The sequence below is a fragment of the Bartonella phoceensis genome (genome assembly GCF_902825145.1).
GTDB classification, from domain to species: Bacteria; Pseudomonadota; Alphaproteobacteria; order Rhizobiales; family Rhizobiaceae; genus Bartonella; species Bartonella phoceensis.
This window is the reverse complement of record NZ_CADEAD010000008.1, coordinates 1-20,453: the sequence shown is the minus strand read 5'-3', so window position 1 is coordinate 20,453 and position 20,453 is coordinate 1. Positions and strand designations below refer to the sequence as shown.

19 protein-coding genes are annotated in these 20,453 nt (G+C 36.7%); 12 read left to right on the top strand and 7 right to left on the bottom strand.

What is annotated here, in order from left to right:
• Positions 1–230 precede the first annotated feature (230 nt).
• Positions 231–974 carry a thermonuclease family protein gene (locus J7R07_RS07025; RefSeq protein WP_208436161.1) on the top strand — a complete coding sequence of 248 codons (744 nt, stop codon included), beginning with the start codon at positions 231–233 and terminating at the stop codon, positions 972–974.
• Between the two features lie 1,459 nt (positions 975–2,433).
• Entirely contained in the window at positions 2,434–2,574 is a 141-nt protein-coding gene (locus tag J7R07_RS07020) for a hypothetical protein (protein WP_208436160.1), read from the top strand.
• A gap of 173 nt (positions 2,575–2,747) precedes the next feature.
• Here the strand turns inward: J7R07_RS07020 and J7R07_RS07015 are convergent, their stop codons facing one another.
• Genes J7R07_RS07015 through J7R07_RS07005 form a run of 3 tightly spaced genes read right to left on the bottom strand, consistent with a single transcriptional unit; the run spans position 2,748 to position 5,338 of the window.
• A complete protein-coding gene (locus J7R07_RS07015) occupies positions 2,748–3,491 on the bottom strand; it encodes an ABC-2 family transporter protein (protein ID WP_208436180.1) in 744 nt (247 codons plus the stop codon).
• Positions 3,492–3,519: 28 nt separating this feature from the next.
• The gene (locus tag J7R07_RS07010) at positions 3,520–4,344 is read right to left on the bottom strand and encodes an ABC-2 family transporter protein (RefSeq protein ID WP_208436159.1); all 825 of its coding nucleotides are present in this window, start codon (positions 4,342–4,344) and stop codon (positions 3,520–3,522) included.
• Positions 4,319–5,338 carry an ATP-binding cassette domain-containing protein gene (locus J7R07_RS07005; RefSeq protein WP_208436158.1) on the bottom strand — a complete coding sequence of 340 codons (1,020 nt, stop codon included), beginning with the start codon at positions 5,336–5,338 and terminating at the stop codon, positions 4,319–4,321. The genes J7R07_RS07010 and J7R07_RS07005 overlap by 26 nt, the downstream gene beginning before the upstream one ends.
• A gap of 608 nt (positions 5,339–5,946) precedes the next feature.
• On the opposite strand from J7R07_RS07005, the gene J7R07_RS07000 reads away from it, so the two are divergent.
• Together J7R07_RS07000 and J7R07_RS06995 are read left to right on the top strand one after the other, a co-directional pair.
• Positions 5,947–6,135: an antitoxin VbhA family protein gene (locus J7R07_RS07000; protein ID WP_208436157.1), complete on the top strand. Its 189-nt coding sequence runs from the start codon at positions 5,947–5,949 to the stop codon at positions 6,133–6,135.
• Positions 6,125–6,859: a Fic/DOC family protein gene (locus tag J7R07_RS06995; RefSeq protein WP_246464870.1), complete on the top strand. Its 735-nt coding sequence runs from the start codon at positions 6,125–6,127 to the stop codon at positions 6,857–6,859. Before J7R07_RS07000 ends, J7R07_RS06995 begins: the two co-directional genes overlap by 11 nt.
• A 118-nt stretch (positions 6,860–6,977) precedes the next feature.
• Here J7R07_RS06995 and J7R07_RS06990 read toward each other — a convergent pair whose 3' ends face one another.
• Positions 6,978–7,343, bottom strand: coding sequence for a hypothetical protein (locus J7R07_RS06990; protein WP_208436155.1), 366 nt, complete (start codon positions 7,341–7,343; stop codon positions 6,978–6,980).
• Positions 7,344–8,376: 1,033 nt separating this feature from the next.
• On the opposite strand from J7R07_RS06990, the gene J7R07_RS06985 reads away from it, so the two are divergent.
• Both J7R07_RS06985 and J7R07_RS06980 read left to right on the top strand, forming a co-directional pair.
• Entirely contained in the window at positions 8,377–9,222 is an 846-nt protein-coding gene (locus tag J7R07_RS06985; protein WP_208436154.1) for a TIGR01459 family HAD-type hydrolase, read from the top strand.
• A complete protein-coding gene (locus J7R07_RS06980; protein ID WP_208436153.1) occupies positions 9,222–10,223 on the top strand; it encodes a bifunctional riboflavin kinase/FAD synthetase in 1,002 nt (333 codons plus the stop codon). Before J7R07_RS06985 ends, J7R07_RS06980 begins: the two co-directional genes overlap by 1 nt.
• Before the next feature lie 392 nt (positions 10,224–10,615).
• On the opposite strand, the gene J7R07_RS06975 is transcribed toward J7R07_RS06980, so the two are convergent.
• Together J7R07_RS06975 and J7R07_RS06970 are read right to left on the bottom strand one after the other, a co-directional pair.
• Positions 10,616–10,981, bottom strand: a complete 366-nt coding sequence (locus tag J7R07_RS06975; RefSeq protein ID WP_208436152.1) for a protein tyrosine phosphatase family protein — start codon at positions 10,979–10,981, stop codon at positions 10,616–10,618.
• Positions 10,982–11,715: 734 nt separating this feature from the next.
• Positions 11,716–11,868, bottom strand: a complete 153-nt coding sequence (locus J7R07_RS06970) for a hypothetical protein (RefSeq protein ID WP_208436151.1) — start codon at positions 11,866–11,868, stop codon at positions 11,716–11,718.
• Here J7R07_RS06970 and parA point away from each other — a divergent pair.
• The 6 genes from parA (at position 11,861) to J7R07_RS06940 (ending at position 17,274) form a co-directional block, all read left to right on the top strand.
• A complete protein-coding gene (gene parA, locus J7R07_RS06965) occupies positions 11,861–12,490 on the top strand; it encodes a ParA family partition ATPase (RefSeq protein ID WP_208436150.1) in 630 nt (209 codons plus the stop codon). The genes J7R07_RS06970 and parA overlap by 8 nt on opposite strands.
• Positions 12,487–12,717: a hypothetical protein gene (locus J7R07_RS06960; protein WP_208436149.1), complete on the top strand. Its 231-nt coding sequence runs from the start codon at positions 12,487–12,489 to the stop codon at positions 12,715–12,717. Before parA ends, J7R07_RS06960 begins: the two co-directional genes overlap by 4 nt.
• Positions 12,718–14,162: 1,445 nt before the next feature.
• Positions 14,163–14,378: an EexN family lipoprotein gene (locus J7R07_RS06955; protein WP_208436148.1), complete on the top strand. Its 216-nt coding sequence runs from the start codon at positions 14,163–14,165 to the stop codon at positions 14,376–14,378.
• 51 nt (positions 14,379–14,429) lie between these two features.
• Positions 14,430–14,636 carry an EexN family lipoprotein gene (locus J7R07_RS06950; RefSeq protein WP_208436147.1) on the top strand — a complete coding sequence of 69 codons (207 nt, stop codon included), beginning with the start codon at positions 14,430–14,432 and terminating at the stop codon, positions 14,634–14,636.
• Between the two features lie 1,160 nt (positions 14,637–15,796).
• Positions 15,797–15,940, top strand: coding sequence for a hypothetical protein (locus J7R07_RS06945; protein ID WP_208436146.1), 144 nt, complete (start codon positions 15,797–15,799; stop codon positions 15,938–15,940).
• Positions 15,941–16,830: 890 nt separating this feature from the next.
• Positions 16,831–17,274, top strand: a complete 444-nt coding sequence (locus J7R07_RS06940) for a flagellar protein FlgN (RefSeq protein ID WP_208436145.1) — start codon at positions 16,831–16,833, stop codon at positions 17,272–17,274.
• Positions 17,275–17,588: 314 nt separating this feature from the next.
• Here the strand turns inward: J7R07_RS06940 and J7R07_RS06935 are convergent, their stop codons facing one another.
• The gene (locus tag J7R07_RS06935) at positions 17,589–20,198 is read right to left on the bottom strand and encodes an autotransporter outer membrane beta-barrel domain-containing protein (protein WP_208436144.1); all 2,610 of its coding nucleotides are present in this window, start codon (positions 20,196–20,198) and stop codon (positions 17,589–17,591) included.
• Positions 20,199–20,453: the final 255 nt, after the last annotated feature.

Genomic DNA, 20,453 nt, shown 5'->3' with positions numbered 1-20,453 from the left:
ACGCACTCTCAAAATTCCTTCCTCAAAGGACAAAAGATTTCCAGTGTAAGATTCTGTTATATGAAAATGGCAATTTTAAGTTATATATTTCTTCCAAAAAGGCAATATAAAATACTATAAGAATAATATTTTTATTTACAAAATGAAGTTAATTTTCAAAAAATCCTGCTGAAAGGTTTCTTTCAATATTAGATAAGCTGTTGATAAAAATGTAAGAAGGCAGAAATACAATGAATTTTTTGATAGAGTTTATGAAACGGGTGCGATTTAAGTTAATTGTTATTGTTTATATTATGTGCATGTCCCTGTGGGGGATAAGTCAATATAAAGGTACAATGGACTTGAGCGCTTTCAGGTTGTTTACGGTGCGAGATGTCCAAGATATTGTTGGTACGCATTTCGAAGAGAGGGGGGAAACAAGGCCCAAAGTCAAACAGCGGTTAGAAAAAAATGAACCAACTCTTGAGTTGCAGAGAAGTGTTTCATTGAACAATGCGGCTGTTTTTCGTGGTATAGCATCTGTTACAAGTGGTGTTACATTTAAATTGTTTACACCTGTTGCGCAATCTTGGCGTACACATAGTACGCGCAATATTCATCTCTATGGTGTGGATACTTGTGCACCGCGTCAAAAAGCAAAATTAAATGGTCAAGAATGGCCCTGTGGTGCGGTTACAACGGCTTGGCTTGTCACAAAAACACTTGGTCAGCATTTATCCTGTAAGCATGCTCTTATACAAAATGGTATTTTTTATGCGCAATGTTTTGTTAATGGGGTTGATCTCGCTGAAGTAGGGCTTGCAGAGGGTATGTTGGTACTTTCAAAAGAGAGTAAACAGCCTATTCCAACACAATATCGTCGTGCGGAAGAAGTTGCGCGCAATAATAAAGTTGGTCTTTGGTCAAGTCAGTTCACGGAACCTTTACAATGGCGGCGGGATAATGGATCTTACAATCCCTTTGCAGGCTTTTGATTGACTGCAACGAACAGATTTACTTAAACCTTTATAGAAAAAACTTTACCCATAAAATTGCATCAGTCCATAGGGCAAATTGGCATAAACCTTGAGAATATTTGTGTCTTTTTTCATAGAGGTGAATGCGTGAAACCTCCGTTTTCAAGACAGATTCGCTCTTAAAATAGCTTCTTTCCTTGGGTACTTTCCAAAAAAATTTGAGGAATATCACTTTGGGTGGCAAAGGGTTCTTTATCGTTTGCGCTTGAAGGAGAAAGTGAGAATATAAGAACGTTCAAGACACGGGATTATAGAGCGAAATTGATAAAAGTAAAAATTGAATAAACCCAAAAATAGTGTAACGTTTGATATAACCGATAAAACATTTTACAGTGGTTTGAAAGAATTCACAGCAAAAGATTTTTTTAACCAGAATTTTATAATCAGTATTGGGGTAATGCTGTTTCCTTCTTCAAAGCGCATCAGGTTGTCGCATGTGCTCCGAAGCTTTCATATATAAAGTTATTTGCTTCTCAATGCCGCCTTTCAAATGGTGGATCTCAAATAGATTCTTACGAAGATTTCTTCGTCAAAATGATTTGTATCGTTGATTGTATTCTTTATATTCTGAGATCACTAAGCGTAAAAAATGGGCATGAAATAGCTATAACATAAGGGGGAAATCAATAACCAAAATACAAAGAAGCAAAAAGGGATGAGTCCTTTTCTTTTTACGGATTCGTGGTTCATTGATAGTGGTACTAAGCGTTATAATGTGCTTAGAGATTTTCTAGGGCGCATAACAATTCCTATCGCAGGATCGCTCTTTGCAGTTCGTTGGACAAAAATATGCGTGCGCCTTCTGATTCCATGCATTTGTGTACGGTTTTGGCTCTTTCCTTCTCATTGTATTTTATGACAAATCATACGATGGCTGTCGTGAGCTTTTCTTGCATTATTTTACTTGGAGTGTTCACGGTAAAAGAAAACAAGGGATAATGAAGCTGGATTGCACAACAGTATGAAAATTCAAAGCTCATTTTGAGGGATGATTTTAACAGATAAGATAGTGTAAAGAGGGGTAAAATGCAAAAAATTATTTATTATGTATGACTCTATTATTCGTAGTGGGGGGGGGGTGAAAAAAATTAGAGCGTAGAGGAATTTAAAAAAGATACAAAGTTGAGAGAAGAATGGGAGAAGAAATGTTTTTTTGGGTTTAGTGGGAAATAATCTCAAAATTGTCAAAATTTATTACAAGCAGATAACGAAATATTTTTTTCGCAAAAGCCTGTTAATTCACGACCATGAGAAAAATTTTAATAAGCGCATATTTCAACAGTAGAATGTAATATATAAGTTCTAAATAAAGAAGCTACCGTTCAACCGATTGTGGCGTCTTTAATTTTTATAGCAGAAATTCTCATGATTTTTTATTCTAGATGATTTCCTGAAATTGTATTCGCAACCATATTGTTTGTCGCAACTTTATCGGATTGGGGATTATCCTCGCTCAAAATTTCTTCTTGTATCTTTTGGTGAAGTTTGTGGAGCATTAGGATTTTGGGTGCAAGAACATGCTTTTAAAGAATTTATAACAGATACCGCGTGTTTATAGCAGATGTATTAAGCGCATGTCGTTTATAATGATACACATCATTTATAATAAAGAGCGTGCCCACAGTAAAGAGGAGGGTACCCTTTTAAAAAATGCTGCAACCAATGTAGAAAAGAGAGATGTATAGGATTTCTTAATTTCAATTATCATGCTGGCATTATGCTGGTTTTGTATTATCCGCCAAGTCCGTTGAATTTACCGATTGTTTTCTTATAGACTGTAAAAGTTGTGGCGATGGAGAGAATAGCGCTTAAGAAAAGATATTCGATATGCCATTCATTTTTACCAAGCAACAGTGACACGGGTAGGGAAGCAGAAAAAGCCATGGGAAGAAAAAAGAGCAGCCATTTCACAACGCTTGAGGGATAGATTGCTATGGGTGTAAAGGAAAGTTGGTAAACCATTGCATGAAAATATGCGACGGGCATCTTACGGCTGGTAATGAATGTTACAAAGTTGAACATCATGAAAAAACAGAGATTGACGATCAAAACACAAACAATTGCAACGATAAAAGAAAACCATCTCAGCTTCATCTCTGACATATCCGGTAGTGATACAAAGAGAAAGGCAATCACACAAACAATAAAGAGCTTGACCAGGTAAAGAGGTTTGCACCAGCCAAACAAGATTAACAGCCAAACTGAAACAGGCTTTGTTAGATATGCCTCAATTTTACCTTCTGCGACTTTTTCAAAAAATGTTTCAACAGAATTGGTAAAAATATTCAAAAATATCTCAAGCAAAATGAAGACAACAAAGATAAGATGAATTTCATCTCTGCTATAGTTCCCAATGCTTCCTGAAAAAGAAGAGATTTTGTCAATAAAGGTGAATTGAATAAAATAGTAGCACAGAGAAAGAATAAATTCTCCAGTGAAGTTTTTACTGTAAATAATTTGTTGGCGCACATTCATCCTGATAAAGTAAAAGATTGTTTTCACTTCATCCTCCCGCTCCGTGATACGCTTTCATTCCTTTATTCCAAGCAATATGAATGAAGAATAAAAGACACAAAATATAAAAAACACTTCCCACAATAAATTGTTGAAATACTGCTAGGTTCTTTGTGGAGAGAAATTCGGCAGGAGCCGATATCGTGAAACGATAAGGATTAAACTGCATCAATGGAGTAAGCCATGTTGGCCAAAAAGACGGAGGCAGAAGAGTACCACCAAGAAGCGCTGAACTGAGAATACTAAAAGAGAGCAAGACATTGTATTCAATCACCCAGAAACTCAATAAGGCAATTGCAAAGGAAAGGAAAAAACACAGCAATTGTGAGAGGACAACAATGAGAAAAAACAACAAAAAAGCTATGATCAATCCTAAAATATTTTCGTATGATAAAATAAGTTTTACAACAAAAATAGCCAGTAAAGGCAGGGAGTATAACACATTTTCACCCAAGAAGGTAAACAATATTTGTGTCATGTAACTGAATGGTTTGATGAGATATACTTCTAATTTCCCTTCTTTAACATGCTTGGAGAAAGATTGAATTAAGTCATAACCATTATTTAAGCGTGAGAAAATTAAGGCAAAGGCGTAATAATACATCATATCATGAAAGCCAAAACCGTTTATGCTTTCATCCCTATGAGAAAAAAGTGCATTCCACAACATAAGTTGAATAACGAAGGGCGATAGCGTCCCCATAACAACATCGGTAAAAAACATTGCTCTGTCACTGAGGATGGTGAGCAATCCATTTTTGGCAAAGAGAAAGAGAGCAAGGTAATGATTAGATAAATTCTTTAAATTTAACACGAAGCATTTCTTCAAGTGAGGGAGTGGATACAGAAAACGGACATTTAAGTTCTGTTGCGATTTCTCTTATGAAATGTGGCACATCTTCACGAAGTAGTGAAATTTCAAGTATACATTTTTCATCATTAAAGTGTTTCTCTTTTAAGGGAGCGGACAATTTTAATGCAAGTTTATCAATACTATTTACAAGAAGTGAAGGTGTTGGCAAGTGTTCACAAAAAAGCGTTATTCTTACCAGAGAGGGGATCATCTCCTTAAGCGTATCAATATCGCCATAAAACTGTTTTTTCCCTTTATGCAAAAGAATAATATCATCGACGTAACCATCGATATCTCCCATATCATGACTGGTGATGATGTATCCTATATCTTGCTCTTTTTTGAGTTTTTTAAGCAACTCTCTGATTTCATGTTTGGAGGTAATATCAAGCCCAATACTTGGCTCATCTAGGAACAATAATTTGGGTCTAAAAGACAAATTAAATGCTAATTCACTTTTCACTCTCTCCCCAAGGCTTAGCATACGCACTGGCTTATCCATGATATGCTCAATGTTTAGGAGCTCAGTAATCTCTTTGAGATCACGGGTAAAAGCATTTCTGTCAAGGCCATATAATGGTTGAATCATCTCTAAACTATAGCGTAAGGGTAAATCCCACCATAAGCAATTTTTGTGACCAAATACTACGCCCAGATATTTGAACAGGTTTTTTTGGGTTTTATACGGATTCACGCTTAAGACTTTAACATCTCCCTCATCCGCAGCTTGTATACCGGAAAGTATTTTAATCAATGTTGACTTTCCCGCTCCGTTGGGACCAACTATTGCGAGTGACTTCCCTGAAAACAAGGTAAAACTGATCTCTTGTAGTACCTGATGTTTTCTATAGACTGGCTTGAAAAGAGAAACCACTTTGTTGGTAAAACCAGTTGCACTGTTTATGCTGCGATATGTTTTTGAGACCTTGTTAAGGTCAATCAACAATGACGCCACCAGTCTCCCCCTTCAATGCCTATTCTCTTTTAACGTTCTCGTTCTCTTTAAAATTCTGCTCTTCACCCAGTAAAAAAACCTATCCATAGGTCTTTATGGCAAATACGCCTTATACTTTATTATCTTAATTTTGCATAGGTATATTTTTGAGCATAATGGGGCCGCTTTAGCGAGGCATTCATACGTCTTAAGCATTGGTTTTTTTGTAAACGATGCGTTTTTGAGAGAAATGAAGGAGCTATAAGAATAGAGATTTAAAAGAGGCACTTTATGTGGGGGGATTGTGCAGCAAAAATTATGAACCCTAAACCGTATCAGACGGTATTAATCATAGGAGTGTTTTTTAGATAATGGGAAATTTCGAAGCAGTTTATTTCTTTCGTGTTATGGTTCAAGGTTTCAGGAGCAAAGCCGTTAGAAAAATTGACAGTGATCTTTATTCTTTTGCTAAATGCTTCAAAATTTTTGCAACAGAGAGAGGCACACGATCAAAACCATGCGATAACATGTCTAAAATTAAAGGATATAATGTGGTCAATAAACGTAAAGTATTTTGTTTTTAGAGCTCAATTGTGTTATAGTAAAGGATAGGTAAGGGAGGTTTTAATATGTTGAGTGAAGACGAAATTAAGCTGCGTCGTCTCTATGCTGAAAATGCATTGGCAAGCCAACGTTTAGAGGGGTTGGAACCAGATCCAAAAGTTGTTGAGCAAATGGAACGGGTGATTATTGGAGAGCTTGAAATAAGTGAGGTCATCGAAGAGTATATAGAGCGAGTAAAACGTGGTGAAGTATGAGAACAAAGGCGATCCTTATACTGATCCCGAAACCGGTGTGATGTATAATCGGTTTGGTATTAAAGACAAAACCACATTGGAGCGTGTCGAATCTACTTTTGCTTATCTGCGGTCTTTTGAATTTGTGCAAAGTTCCACTCATGGTAAGTTTGATCTCGATTACATAAAAGACATTCACAGAAAACTGTTTGGTGATGTATATGAATGGGCAGGAGAGATCCGTTTGGTGGATATTACCAAAGGCAATAGCATATTTGCTTATTATACTCAGATTGAAAGTTATGCGCCGAAGATTACAAAGCAGCTTGCAAAAGAGCAATATCTACGCGATCTTGATGCCGATGAATTTAGCCAAAGGGCTGGATATTACATGGGCGAGTTAAACGCGTTGCATCCGTTTCGAGAGGGCAATGGGCGTACTCAGCGTGAATTTATTGGGCAACTTGCTCGTGAAGCTGGTTATTATATCGAATGGAATGGTATCGAACGACAAGAAATGACACGTGCGTCAATTGAATCATATTATGGCAATTCCGATTTAATGTCTGCACTCATCCATCAAAACCTCATTAAATTAACCGAGAACAGAAGTGATAATGTTTCTCTAGGTTTTGGGGAGAGAGTTTTCCCTTACGTTGATCCAAACAGGGAATGCTTGCAAAAACAAGAAGAAAAGATTGAAACACTTTGGGATGAAGCAAAGACTAATTTTAAAAAAGCTTGAAAGATTTATAGGAAAACTGCGGCAGCAAGGGAGATATCGGCATAACTAAACAGTTTTCCTGCCGTTTGATTGCATTCCACATCCATTCTCTCGTCATGGTGCACTCTGTTGCGTCAGATCAATCAAAAAGTCGCAACTTAATACCGGGCGGTACTAAGCGTAATACAAGTAGATCATAGTACCAAGGGACATAGAAGTAGCCCAGAATCATGGTGATTGACATCATTATGATCGGTACTCCAAACAAGAGTGGCATCCCTTCTCTTCCATTTAGCATGTAATTCGCTGACCAGAATATTAGATTGACAATCCCTGCTACTCCCATGATACCTGACATAAATATAACCGGCCTACGAGCATTGTAGAGCACAAGGAAGAGTGCATACTTAATTATTCCATATTTTTTCGGACGTCTATAGAGTAAAACGCGATGTGTTTCGTCTAAAATTTCTTCTTCATCATCATATGCGACTGAATCGTCCATTTATCCCCCCATATTTTTTGATTTACCAGACACAGCTTCATTTGCTATTCTACTGTGTGTATCATTACACAGTATAAATAAAATACACAAGCATTACTTTTTATTGAAGGAGTATCATTTGTCGTCAGGGAGTGTTAGATATAATCAGAAGACATGTTGGTTAACGCATTGTACTATACGTCACCAGAGCCATAATAAAAGTTTGTAATTGATATTCCTCACTTTTTCGTGCTTCTTGCGCTTTCTTTTTTCTCATTAGTAGATTATAAAAACTTACCTCTCCTGTTCAAAAAACACAATCCCACTTGTATTTTTGCGCATTTAAACAGCTTGAGTAGGGGGAGGGGAGAGATCATGGTAGCTATAATCCTGTTAACCCTTAAAGATTTTCAGAAAACAGCAAGCAAGTGAAGTGATCATCCTTTGAAGTACAGAGAAAAGTTTTTGTTAAAAAAACAGCAAAAATTCGCCCCATTAAACAGTTTTTACTGCTTCATAACAACAAAGTGTTTGAAAGCATCAATCTCAAATATTAAACAATCTTATCACTCTCTAATCTATAGCGGGTTTTTGGCTCCAGGGCCACTGCATTGCATAAAACAATGACGTAATATTTGGTGTTTCCAAATGCGTTGGCGCACAAATTAGTGTGTCCCTTTCTCAGGGAAATGAAACTTTTTTTAAAATAATTTTTTATGCAAATCTTTATTCGTTCATTTTGAAAATAAAAACTTGAGTATTGTAGATCAGAAACTGTATCAATACAATGATTTTTAAAACTAAAGATTTTTAAAATTAAAATTTTTATACATGAAAGAAGCATTGGAGAAGTGTAAGCTTTTGATATGCGATGTTTGAGAATTTTATACTCTTTAAGGATACCTTATCATTTTCATGATCTCTCTACGTGATGCAAAGCGTGATACAGTAAAATACAGTGTGGAGAAAGCAGATGACAGAAGAGTGAGCTTTCGATGAGTGGTTTTAAAGTGCAGGATAGTTTGATAAATGGCAAAGATATAATAGGTGTGACATGAATGAACTGACTCATATTGATAGTATTATCACACATTACGACGCTGTTTTTTGCGATATTTGGGGTGTGGTGCACAACGGTGTGCATGCATTTGAACCAGCATTGAAAGTGTTGTACAAAATTCGACAGATGGGAAAAAGTGTTATTTTATTGACCAATTCACCCCGATTACGGGAAAATGTTGTTGCTCAGTTACAAAGTATGAAAGTGCATAGCGATTATTATGATGCCATTATCACTTCAGGGGATGTGACACGTGATCTTATTCACGCTGCTCCACGTAAAGTTTTTTTTATTGGTCAGCAACGTGATTTGATGCTGTTTGAAGGATTAGATTGTGAACTGGTTGAAGAATGGGAAGCTTCTGTTGTGGTGTGTAGCGGCTTTCTTGAAGATCTTGATGCACAACCCTCTGCTTATGAAGATATGTTTTACCGTATGCGCGCGCGGAATTTGCCTTTTATTTGTGCTAATCCCGATGTGATTGTCCATTATGGTAATCAAGAATTTTGGTGCGCTGGTGCATTGGCGCGTCTTTACCAACAATTGGGGGGAGAGGTTCGTATTGCCGGAAAACCCCACGCACCTATTTATGAGTGTGCCTTTGAAAAACTGCAAAAAATTCGCGGAACAGTGAAAAAAAGTCAGATTTTAGCTATTGGCGATGGTCTTTTGACCGATGTGAAAGGCGCAACGCATTTTGGTCTTGATGTTCTTTATATCATGAGCGGTATTCATCGTTATGACTATATGCAAAACGGCGTGGTGGATAAGCAAGCTTTGGACTCTTTTCTTAAACATCATGGCTATAAGCCACAAGCAATCATGTGGGCACTTCAGTAATGACTGATTTTTTGCGTCTTCAGGGAATTCAGATGTTTCCTTTAGCTTGGCGGAGAGCAGTGTTGGCGCTTGGAAATTTTGATGGTGTTCATTATGGACATCAGATGGTACTCCAAAAAGCACTTGATTTAGCGCGTATAAAAAATAAGCCAGCGGTTGTTTTAACCTTTGAACCGCATCCAAGGAGCTTTTTTCAAAGTACAACGCCTGTTGATCGCCTGACAGAAGCTCCTGAAAAAGCTGAAATTTTTAAAATCCTTGGATTTAATGGAGTGATTGAACAGCCATTTGATGCGGATTTTGCTGCTCTTTCAGCAGATGAATTTATCAATCTAATTTTAAAGAAAATTTTTGATGTTTCAGTGGTGGTAACGGGTGAAAATTTTCGATTTGGACATCAGAAAAGTGGAAATTCACAGCTTCTCTGTCAAAGGGGGAGAGAATGTGGATTTGAGGTTATACAGATTCCTTGCGTATCTCATCCACAAGATCTACAATCGTTGATCATTTCCTCTAGTTCTATTCGTGAGCTTCTCTCACAAGGTCAGGTGGGAACAGCAGCTCATTGGTTAGGCTATCATTATCGGGTACGCGCAAACGTTATTCAGGGCGAACAGCTCGGCCGTCTTTTAGGGTTTCCTACTGCTAATCAGATGCTTCCTCCTCAAGTCAGCTTGGCGCATGGTGTTTATGCCGTACGATTGCGTCGTGCTAATGGTGTTTTACATGATGGGGTTGCAAGTTTTGGTTGTCGTCCAACGGTTGTAAAAGATGGTGCACCGCTTTTGGAAACTTATTTGTTTGATTTTAACGAAAACCTTTATGGAGAAAGTTGTACGGTTTCTTTTTTTCAGTTTTTGCGGGGGCAAGAAAAATTTGATGGGCTTGAGCCTTTGATTGCACAAATGCAACGTGATGAAAAAGCAGCAAAAGAAATTTTGACGATGGTGCAGCCATTATCGCAGTTAGATAGACTGCTTACTTTTAAAAATACATCTTAAGTTGATCGGAAAAGGATATCAGAGCAGAAAAAATAGCAGTTAGACTAACTATGATCACAAGCATATATTCTAAAATATCACGAAATATATGCGTTTTTTGTTGTTTTGAGGGGGAATTTAGTATCTGAATATCTGATTTTTTAAGCATTGTCTTTGTCTTTTTCATAAGTTTATGAAATTTTATTATCGTTCAAAAGCTTACCGCTTGTTTCTTTCTAATCCGTTAAGGCAAGTGATAAACGGCAGGCGAACCGATAAAGACCTATAGAGCGTGTTTTATGGCGGCAATATGGGTGAAAAGAGTGATGGGGGCTTTTTTCCAAATTGTTTGCATGGTTACAATATTTTATTTCAGAATTTTGTAAAAACTTATGATTTTTGTCGTGCAAAGCCTACGGTTTATTTTTTTGATCCATTGAGGCAAGAGATGAAGGGCAGGCTAACCGGTAAAGATGTATGGAGCGCGTCCCGTGGTGACAATAGGCGAGTAGAGGTTTGGAGGCTGTTTTTAAAATTGTCTTCATAGTTTCAATATCTGTTTGTTTGATGGTAGGGGGCACGATAGGAATATGATGTGCTGTTATGCCATGTGCATGTGCTGCTGCTTGAATGATGGAAAAATCAGGTTGATGAGGTTCTTCTTGATCGGGGCGATTACAGATAATTGTTTTAAAGCCAGCTTCTGCTAGGGTTTTGATGTTTTCAACGCTGATTTGGGCGCTGATAAAAATATCAGGGTCAATTTGTTGTAAGCGCATTTTTCTTTATCCCCAATACAGCACTATTTCCGTGATGCTCTCTGCTATGCTAAAAGAACACTATAAGGATGAGATTTTATAATGGTATCTTAGCAAAAATCTTTCCTTTGTCGAGAAGAATAAACTTGGCTGATAAAAAATAAACAATGCTGTGGAGGATTATCTTATCTGCAACATGTTCATTATTTTATATCTTATTTTGCTTAACTATTTGATTTATATTGAAGTGTTGAGATCTTTACATCATGTAAAATAAAAGAATCCAAGAGAGCCATATTTTCTTGCGTTTCTCCCTCTTATATCAACCCAAAAATCATTTACTTTCACATTACAAGAAAAATGAGCCGTTGAATAAAAATTGTTTAGAAAAAATCTTGTCTGCTTTATCAATTGTTTTCATACAGGGGTAATTGCAAGACAGAAGGGGCGCGATGGTTTGGGGTTATGAGGCTATCATTTGCACTGTGGTGTGATTTTCTTTATACGAGAGGTTTTTATAGAAAGCTTAGTTTTTAGTGAGAAAACGAAAACAAAAGAGATGGTTTAATTCTAAAGGCTTTTTTTCAAGTTTTATGGAGTATCGTGTACCGGCAGATTTTTGAGTGAAGATAGCTTTGTTTAGGGTGCACCATGTGGAGTAAATTTATATCCTCAGTGGAGAGTGATTTGTTTTTCAAGAAATATGGTTTTTCTCTTTAAGTGGATTGTATCGACTGGTCAAAGGAGAAGCGTTTTCAAGCATTCAATAGCAGCTTGGTACATTGTTTGTCGCTTTTATTGTGAATGATGGGAGGTGATTGTTTTGCCTGTACTGGATGCTTGCCTCCTTTGTTATTTTCTGTATAACCGTAAAAACGATAAAGCTGAAAGGCGTCATTCATGATCATTGGACTCTTGAACCAAAAAGGGGGGGTAGGAAAAACCACGTTGAGCGTGAACCTTGCTGCGAACTTCGCACGTACTGGGGCACGTGTGTTGCTTATTGATGTCGATCCGCAAGGGAGTGCATTGGATTGGGCTGCTGCCCGTGAAGGTGCTCCTTTGTTTTCGGTTGTTGGTTTACCGCGTCCAACGGTTCACAAAGAGATTGTGCAGATTGCTCATAATTATGATCATATCATTATTGACGGTCCTCCGCGCGTGACCGATCTTGCCCGCAGTGCCCTTATGGCTTCGGATTTGGTGCTCATTCCTGTGCAGCCTAGCCCATATGATATTTGGGCGGCTGATGGAATTGTAAAACTGATTGATGAAGCCCGTGTTTATAAAGAAAATCTGAAATCTGTTTTTGTTATTAATCGTAAAATAGTCAATACAGCGATAGGACGTGATGTGGGCGAAGCCCTTGCGGTATATCCTGTGCATGTCCTTTCTGCTAGCGTTGCTCAGCGTGTGATTTTTGCAGAAGCTGCAGCACAGGGAAAGGCTGTCTATGAAGTTGATAAGCAAGGACCAGCGGCAGCAGAGATCGAAGCTGTTGCAGCGGAAATCAAGGAGTTAGCACGATGAATAAAAAAATTAAAATTGGTACAAAGCCAACCCATAAATCAATTCCTTTAACGGCCGATGCATGGGTAGAAAACCATAAAGGGAGCATGGATGGAGGTATGAAGCGTCTCACGATTGATGTGCCGGAAAGTTTACATCGTTTGATTAAGATGAGTTGTGCAAGCCGTGGAACAAAAATAGCAGATGAAGTACGCGAATTACTTTCACAGAAATACGGAAAAGTGTAAAAAATGATATACGATAATACGTTTTTATTGACATGATTTATCTTCTTAAAAAGCAAATATGGTAGATGTAAAACTTGGTTGGGATATGTTGTGATTATGTACTATAGTCTGATTACTTTGTTCCTTTGCATTCCTTTCAAGAGTTTGCATAAATTTGCTATTGGCTGGTTATTTTGTTATGTATAACAGCTCTCTTATCGTTCGAGAATAAATTTGGATGGTGCAAATAAAAGTTAGCATTTTTGATGCGAGACATCCTATCGCGGCAATGAAAATGAAGGCCGTTGTGATATTCAAACAGATAAGAGAGAGCATATTTGATTTAAATTCATCTATGAAATTTCGCCATTATGTCTTCTGTAAGCTGCAATCTCGCAAGGTCAACTTCATCAACAAAATACTGCATATGGTGAATTTGTTTCATGGTACGCACTTTATCTAAAAGGAATATCAATTGTTTTTGATACAAACTATGTAAAGACAAAAGCATTTCTACTTTTGTTATGGCTACTTAATACCATTTATGCCGTAAAAAGAATTGTTTTGCAGCGTTTAAAACCGTATAACTAAATCTTACAGACAATTCTTTTTCTTCATCTCTTCCTTAGAGGGATGCTTATCTTAAATTTAACATCGCGTATTTTCTCTAGAGATTTGTACCGTTTTTAAAGAATTTTGTTGATAATATTTCTAAATGTGAAGTTCTTTCTTGTTTATTTTATTAAAGAAAAGTTAATAATATGACTGAATAGTATTGCTGGTTGTTTTTCAGCTATCCATTATTTGTGAATCTATATTCAATTTCGGAGGGGGGATAAGTAGTTCGTTTACTAAGATTTGTGCTTTATAAAATTTAATTCTCTTCAAACGTACAAAAGAAATTATTTATCATTCTATGGATATTATTTTTTTTGCATTTGTGCTGTTTTATAGTCGCACATTATTTGATGTTACTATAATAGGGTCTTAGGGGGATTTAGCCTGATTTCTTAGTTCTGTTGAGATATGTAAGATTGTTTTTTGAATATTTCTATCGGCATTTTGTAAGTGTATGGTGAAATGACACCAAAACTTTCTTTGTTTTTTCGGTGATTTTAAGTGGTGAGGGTGCAATCAGGGGATTGGAGAGATGTTGTTTTTGTTTGCTGGTAAATTGCAACGATAACAGGCATTATTATGCTTATCACTTAGATGTTTATGTTGCTTGATATTGAAAAGCATAAAACTATCAAATTGTTGCTGAATTTCAAAAACTTCAAACATAATAAACAGATGTACAGGCACTGTTATAAATGCACATCTTACAAAAGTGCGTTGTATTGTCATTTATTACACGCATATTGAAGCTGCACGTATTCGTCCAAGGGAAGTATTTCAAGAACAATAGAGAGATTATGTAAAACACATTGTTTTATTGAATTGAAAGACAGACGGGGAATTTATTGATGAAGAAAGTTATCATTACAGTATTGCTGTTTTGCACTGGACTTGGTGTTGCTGGTTGTGAAAAAACTTATAGCGTAGAAGAGTTTAAGAAAAATCACAAATTGCTCGATGAATGGGGAACAAAATGTGAAAAGATGGGACCATCTTCTGTAAAGACATCCAAAAATTGTAAAAATGCCCAACAAGCATATGTGGAACTTTTTATGGGACGCTAAAAAAATTATTTCAAACTTCGTGAATTTGAAAAAGAGAAGAGGAATTTATTTATGAACAAAGCCATTATAACAACATTGCTTCTTTGCACTGGACTTTTTGTTGCTGGTTGTAAAGAAAAAAATTACAGCGTAGAAGATTTTAAGAAAGATGGAAAATTACTCGACAAATGGTACCTGAAATGTCGATCTGGAGGTCCATCTTTACAATCGTCTCAAAATTGTAAAAATGTTTTACGAGCAAGTCGAGGGCTTGATTAAGTCTATCAATACGATCATCTCAAAATTATAAAATGCTCGATAGGTGGTTGCTGGGACCTCTTTTTAGAGGTTAAAAAATTGAGTTTCAAATTTTGTGCATTTGAAAGACAAAAGAATAGTGGTGAAGTTATAAACAAGATTCATTGGAACAATATTGTTTTTTATTCTTTTTCAAGTGAGAGATTGTTTTGACTTAAACAGCAAAGATAGAGGCTTCAATCAATGAAAAACCTCCTCTCTATTGTGGAGGTTTTTTCTCTTTCGTATGCAAGTATTTAGTAGCTCTTAATACAAGTAAACAGATTTTCATTTCAAATAATGTGAGCACAAATTATATCTCATACATTTTATCAAAAGCTAATAAGGTTTCATTTTTTGGTTTTTACTCTTTGTTGAGAGAAAAATGACAAGATGATCTGTCGTGTTGTAAAACATTTTTTCAGGACGATGATAGAGCACATGCATGCCTTTTTAAAATATAATGCCCTCTCTTTGCTTTCAGTTTTCTTTTGCATCAATCAAGTATAGAAATATAAAATTCAATGGGATGTTTAGGACAACATTTCTTTCGTGCGTCTATGAAGTGAATCATCTCATTCATTAGCAAGATAAAACCCATTTGAGAAACAGCAAGCTTATTACAGAGTGATAAAGAGAAGAGGCTCCATTTTTTAGAGAGAGAGAAGCGGATCAATTTAAAAGAATCATTATGATTCAAGATAGAAAACATAAAGCTTCATTATGAAATCTACACACAAAAAGCAAAGAGTAATACAAGAGAATAGGTGGAAGTGATAGCTAGAATTGGGGTGCAATATACCTCGCTGACTTAAAATCCTTCTTCAATCTTACGCGAATTTGAGAGAGCTTATAAAAATTTGGAGCACCCAGTTGCGTAGATCATAATAAAAGGTTAAAAAGCGTGTTTACTGCATCTCTATTATGAGAGCTAAAACGACCACAGTATTGATGGTGACAATCAGTGTTGAATAAAGCATAGCAGTTTTTATTATTTCAGCCATAAGAACCTCTTTCTGTTCTTTGCGGTATCAATTTTGTAAAGAATATTATGTTACAACCTGTAATATATGTTGATACAATATCCTCAGCAAGCTTAAAATTTTTTTATGAGGATGTGATGCGCTTTAGCCTTAGGCAGTATGAAAAAAAGCGAAGATTTTCTGTTAAAACTGCTTTCTGAAAAAATATGCAATATGATTATTGAAGGGGAAGAGCTGCAGTTAGCCTCATCGTTGAATGTTGGAAATAAAGGAAAGTTCACAGCAGAAGCTTTATTTTTGTAGAGGAAACCTACAATTTTTGTTTTTTACGTATAGAATGAGCGTAAAACGATATGAATAGCGACGAACCACACATTATGGAGTATAAATCGTACCAGAAGACTATTTTGTCAATAAAATACCGACAATATCAGTGTGAGATAATTTTAAGAGTTTATGGTATTGAAAGATTATATGGGTGTACGTTTTTTAAGAACTCTTGAAAGGGTTTTAAAAATCCTATATAGTTGCTCACTGCAAAGAAAAGCGAATGATCATTAAAAAAGGGAGATTTATAGCTATTGAGCTAGTATGAGATATCTTTTTTAATGTTGCCGTATGGTTAGTCTGCGCAGGAGAGTATTTTTTGTTGTACACAGAGTGTTGTGCTTATACGGAATTGAGCATGTAAGGAGGGTAAATCTTTCTGAATGGGTGTGGGCTGATTCCGTGGAGTGCCAAAACTATACAGCATTTAGTACGTGGCGTAGAAAGCTAAAGGTTATGGAGAGTAAAATGCTGCAATCTTTAAAATTTTGAAGTCTTTAAAGGGGCTAGGCCTTTATATGTACCAAATTTAGGGGCATATGCTTGGTTTCAACGCGTTGTCGTTTTTTCCAAGAGAGGCGGAATAAATTTGAAGATTTCTGATTCCACTGCAGAGTGATTTGGGGATTTACAGCGTTTTGGTGAATTGGTATCGCACCAATGGCAATTTGGGAGCAAAGCAAAAGAAAATGTTTCATTTAATGCGTTAAAAGTCGGATAGATATACGCTGTGAGGATTATTGTGCTGTTGTTGGAGCACTATTCGCGTAATGAATTCAATTGAGCGTAGCAGCATTGAAGGGAAGCTGTTTGATTTCCCTTATTTGAAAGCAAGATTAAATAATACTGTTGAAGGGGAAGTGAAAATGTCTGTAGTGCAATATGGTGATGAGAGTTTTGTATCAAAAGCAAAAGTCCTTGATAATACTCTTATTGATCGTGATTGGGCAATGACAAAGTTTGTTGCAGCTGTTAAAGGGTTGGCACAAGTAGTTGATTATGAAAGCAATATGCTAGAAAGCAGTGGTGTGCCGGATTATGAAGAAATAAATTTATGTAAAATACGTGGCTTACGTGACCTTAATAAGTCTATAAGCGATATGAAACGCTATATGAATGAAGATATTGAAAATGAGGTTGAAAGTTTGTTATCGGATTTACAAGAAAAATTACATCGTAATAGCGAATTGCTTCAAATGCATTTGGATGCAGTCAATGATCTTTCTCAAGCTATGCAAATAGCTGCTCGTAAAAAAGAAACGGATGGAATTGGTGATCCAGTTTCGGTCAATATCGAACGTTCTAAGTGATAAAATAATTTATGGAACGTAGAATTTATCGTGTGGTTGCGCCTCTTTTAATCTCTTTGGGCGGTTTAATAATTTGGCTCAATGATTTATGAAATTTTAATGCTAACAAAAAATCCGCTTCTTACTATGTCTTACTGTGAAAGTAAATGATTCTAAAAGGGGAAGATGGAGGCATTCCTATCTTGTTGATTAGAAGGCATTTTTACTTTGATATCAGGTGATCTTGTATAAGATTTTTTTAAAAAATAGCAGCCTCATTAACAAAAAAGGCAACACAACGTGTCGCCTTTATTAAATAAACATCGATTCTTCTCTTAAAAACGGTAGCGTACTCCGCCAGAAAAACTGGTCCCAGATACACCAGTTTTCTGAAGTTTTTTCCGATAGCTAATATCACCATGGAGTGCGATATTTTTAGAGAAGTAAGCATTAACACCAACACCTCCTTCAACAGAAGCTCCGGTAGGGTCAAGATAAAACGTATCAGTGATTTTTATCGTTCCATCATCACCAAAGGTCTTAATAACATTCAACCTACTATAGAAGGCAAGAGCATTATCTTCTCCTAGGGTGGTGAGAGTTTGTGTTAAACGCCCACCCATCTGTATCAACCATTGATGCGGATTACCCATATCAATTTTCAGATTGTTGACATCTAAAATGTCATCAAACATGAGTTTCTGATACATAAATCGCATTTGCGGCTCAAATGTTAGCCCTTTTGTAGCAGTTGCTAATTTTTTGCCAAGAGTAGCAGATAAATTTAATGTCTCCGTACCATCTAATTTTGCGACATTTCCAGAAAGAGCTGTGGTAACATCGCCTTTCAGAGTACTGTAGGAGAGAAGTGTATTAACGTATACACCATTGCTATGCTGGATGCCGTTATAGATCGTGAATGACCATTTATTAAGTGTTGTCTTTTCAGAATCTTCCATATCCTTTGGAGTAAAAGAAAGTTTTCCGTGCGTACCTAGAATTCCAAAATGCGTACGGATATTTTTGCTTTCCAATGCAGCTAATGCAATACCCATTTGCACAGCATTATAGTTTACATCAGCACCGTAGCCATAATGCAGTGGACCACGGTCCGAAGATAAGGTAACTCTCTCACCGTAGGAGGATAAGAAAATACCTTTCTTTTTATCATTCTCTGTTCCAAACACTGTTGCTTGTATATCATCGAGCAGCACATTTTGATTGTTCATATCGGAAAATCCGGCAGAAAATAAACTCCCGGGCGTGAGAATGTAATTTACTACCTGCGGTAAAAGTGCTCTGACCTTCTTATCTTTGTCAATGTAGTCATTTTGCACACGGAAATCCCAGAAATTACGATCATTCCTGCCAAAGAGATTTTGGCTTGCATGGGACGTGCCTGGTGCATAGGAAGCCAGTATATATTTATAGGGTGATCCATCTATTGTGGTGTAGCCATTTGCAAGCTTAAAGGAATTTTTATTCGCTTTTCCTGAAACTTGAATAACCGAAACTCCCTGCGTTTCTAAAGGTAACGAAGATATTTCTTCTCTCCAAACAGAATTACCATCGCTTATTTTTTTATCGTTTTTCAGAAGATTAATGTGGATTACAGTACTTCCTGATACATCACCACTAATCAAAAGACGGTCAGTTTCTTGTTCAGTTACCGGAGCATTTTCGCTCCATTGAGAGTTTAAATGAATTTCTGCAGTCCCTATTGTACTATAAACCACTGGTAGTGCATCGGAATCTTCTCGTTGCAGGTTAGACCCCACAAACAATGTTTGGTAATTTTTCCCCATTGGCTTATCAAATACAATCGCACTATCTGCCAGCTTCAATGTAGAAAGATTAGAATATGACTTTTGATTAAAACCAAACTGCTCACGGTCAAATAAGTCTATATCCTCATAACTCAAAACGTTTTTACTCGTGTTTAAAAACCACTTCGTTCCCTTCTTTAGATCAAAAACTGTTTTGTTTTCTTCTAATGTTCTTACTCCCCCTTTCAACAAGGAATGATCTGCAGTTAACGTGAAGGTATTTCCTGGAATACTTTCACTATCTTTATGTTTTGTATTTTTTAATAAAGCATCAGCATGAATTTCCGAATCCTTAAGACTGACTTTAGTGTTCGTAGATGGACCATAAATACCGATACCTATACCGCGTTCAACGAAAATTTTTGTATTTTCTAGGACTACATTACTGGGATCAAATTTCGGAGCATTAGGCTTGTTTCTTATTTCAGCACTCTGATTCACAGGGAAATTGCGGCTGTCTTTAATAAGAATACCATAAGCTCTACCATCACCGGTAACAACTACAGTTGAATTTTTCAGGTGCATTGTACTATTTGCGATTAACAAACCAGCTTCGCGCGTCGTCATAGTAACATCGGTTGCATCAATGTGTCCGCCATTTGCTGAATTTAATGCTGCAAAGTCTGATAAACCCCTTACTCGGCTTAATTTTATTATTGAACCCTTATTTTGTGCATCTGCGATAATGTATTGACTGCGTATTTTAATATCACTCTGTGTTACAGTATTGCCTTTAACAGATTCAATTGGAGATTGTAGCTTTTCATCTTGTAGGGGGTGTATAGGTGTTAAACGTTCCGGTGATAGGGCCCCAGCCACTGACGCAGGAATTAGTGGAAGCGATACTGGTTGCGCAACTCCAGGCCCTGAAGGCACTTGTAATGTCGTTGGTACCTGTCGTGCAGAGCTTTCTCGCGCACTTAATTGTTGTCCAGTCTCAGAATCTTTTGGATGAGATATAGAACTTCCAGACGGTTGTGCTGGAGGAGTTGCAGGACTAGGTTGTGGGCTATAGGATGTAGAGTATGTAGTAGCCATTTCTGGGTAGGCATAAGACAAAGTGGAATAAGAACACAACAAAATCCCAGAAACTGTGCGTAGTAAAAAGCTTTTCTTCATATAGATATATCCCTAAATATTCACTCCCCCCTCTCTAAACAAAAATTTTTAACTCATTATGTTACTTTTGTAAACAACAAAAGAAGCATATGTAGTGCTGATTACATTTCAAGATGTGAATCAAAGATTTTTAGAATCGGTAGCGCATTCCACCGGAAAGATACATTCCAGATACACCAGCTTTTTGGAGTTTTTGTTGATAATTAACATCAGCATGGAAGACGATATTTTGAGATACTTGCGCATTCACACCAA

Excerpts from the sequence above, each read along its gene's own strand:
- J7R07_RS07025 (WP_208436161.1), top strand. The coding sequence starts at position 231 with ATGAATTTTTTGATAGAGTTTATGAAACGGGTGCGATTTAAGTTAATT.
- J7R07_RS07015 (WP_208436180.1), bottom strand. The coding sequence starts at position 3,491 with ATGAATGTGCGCCAACAAATTATTTACAGTAAAAACTTCACTGGAGAA.
- J7R07_RS07000 (WP_208436157.1), top strand. The coding sequence starts at position 5,947 with ATGTTGAGTGAAGACGAAATTAAGCTGCGTCGTCTCTATGCTGAAAAT.
- J7R07_RS06990 (WP_208436155.1), bottom strand. The coding sequence starts at position 7,343 with ATGGACGATTCAGTCGCATATGATGATGAAGAAGAAATTTTAGACGAA.
- J7R07_RS06985 (WP_208436154.1), top strand. The coding sequence starts at position 8,377 with ATGAATGAACTGACTCATATTGATAGTATTATCACACATTACGACGCT.
- J7R07_RS06980 (WP_208436153.1), top strand. The coding sequence starts at position 9,222 with ATGACTGATTTTTTGCGTCTTCAGGGAATTCAGATGTTTCCTTTAGCT.
- J7R07_RS06975 (WP_208436152.1), bottom strand. The coding sequence starts at position 10,981 with ATGCGCTTACAACAAATTGACCCTGATATTTTTATCAGCGCCCAAATC.
- parA (WP_208436150.1), top strand. The coding sequence starts at position 11,861 with ATGATCATTGGACTCTTGAACCAAAAAGGGGGGGTAGGAAAAACCACG.
- J7R07_RS06970 (WP_208436151.1), bottom strand. The coding sequence starts at position 11,868 with ATGATCATGAATGACGCCTTTCAGCTTTATCGTTTTTACGGTTATACA.
- J7R07_RS06960 (WP_208436149.1), top strand. The coding sequence starts at position 12,487 with ATGAATAAAAAAATTAAAATTGGTACAAAGCCAACCCATAAATCAATT.
- J7R07_RS06955 (WP_208436148.1), top strand. The coding sequence starts at position 14,163 with ATGAAGAAAGTTATCATTACAGTATTGCTGTTTTGCACTGGACTTGGT.
- J7R07_RS06950 (WP_208436147.1), top strand. The coding sequence starts at position 14,430 with ATGAACAAAGCCATTATAACAACATTGCTTCTTTGCACTGGACTTTTT.
- J7R07_RS06945 (WP_208436146.1), top strand. The coding sequence starts at position 15,797 with ATGAAAAAAAGCGAAGATTTTCTGTTAAAACTGCTTTCTGAAAAAATA.
- J7R07_RS06940 (WP_208436145.1), top strand. The coding sequence starts at position 16,831 with ATGTCTGTAGTGCAATATGGTGATGAGAGTTTTGTATCAAAAGCAAAA.
- J7R07_RS06935 (WP_208436144.1), bottom strand. The coding sequence starts at position 20,198 with ATGAAGAAAAGCTTTTTACTACGCACAGTTTCTGGGATTTTGTTGTGT.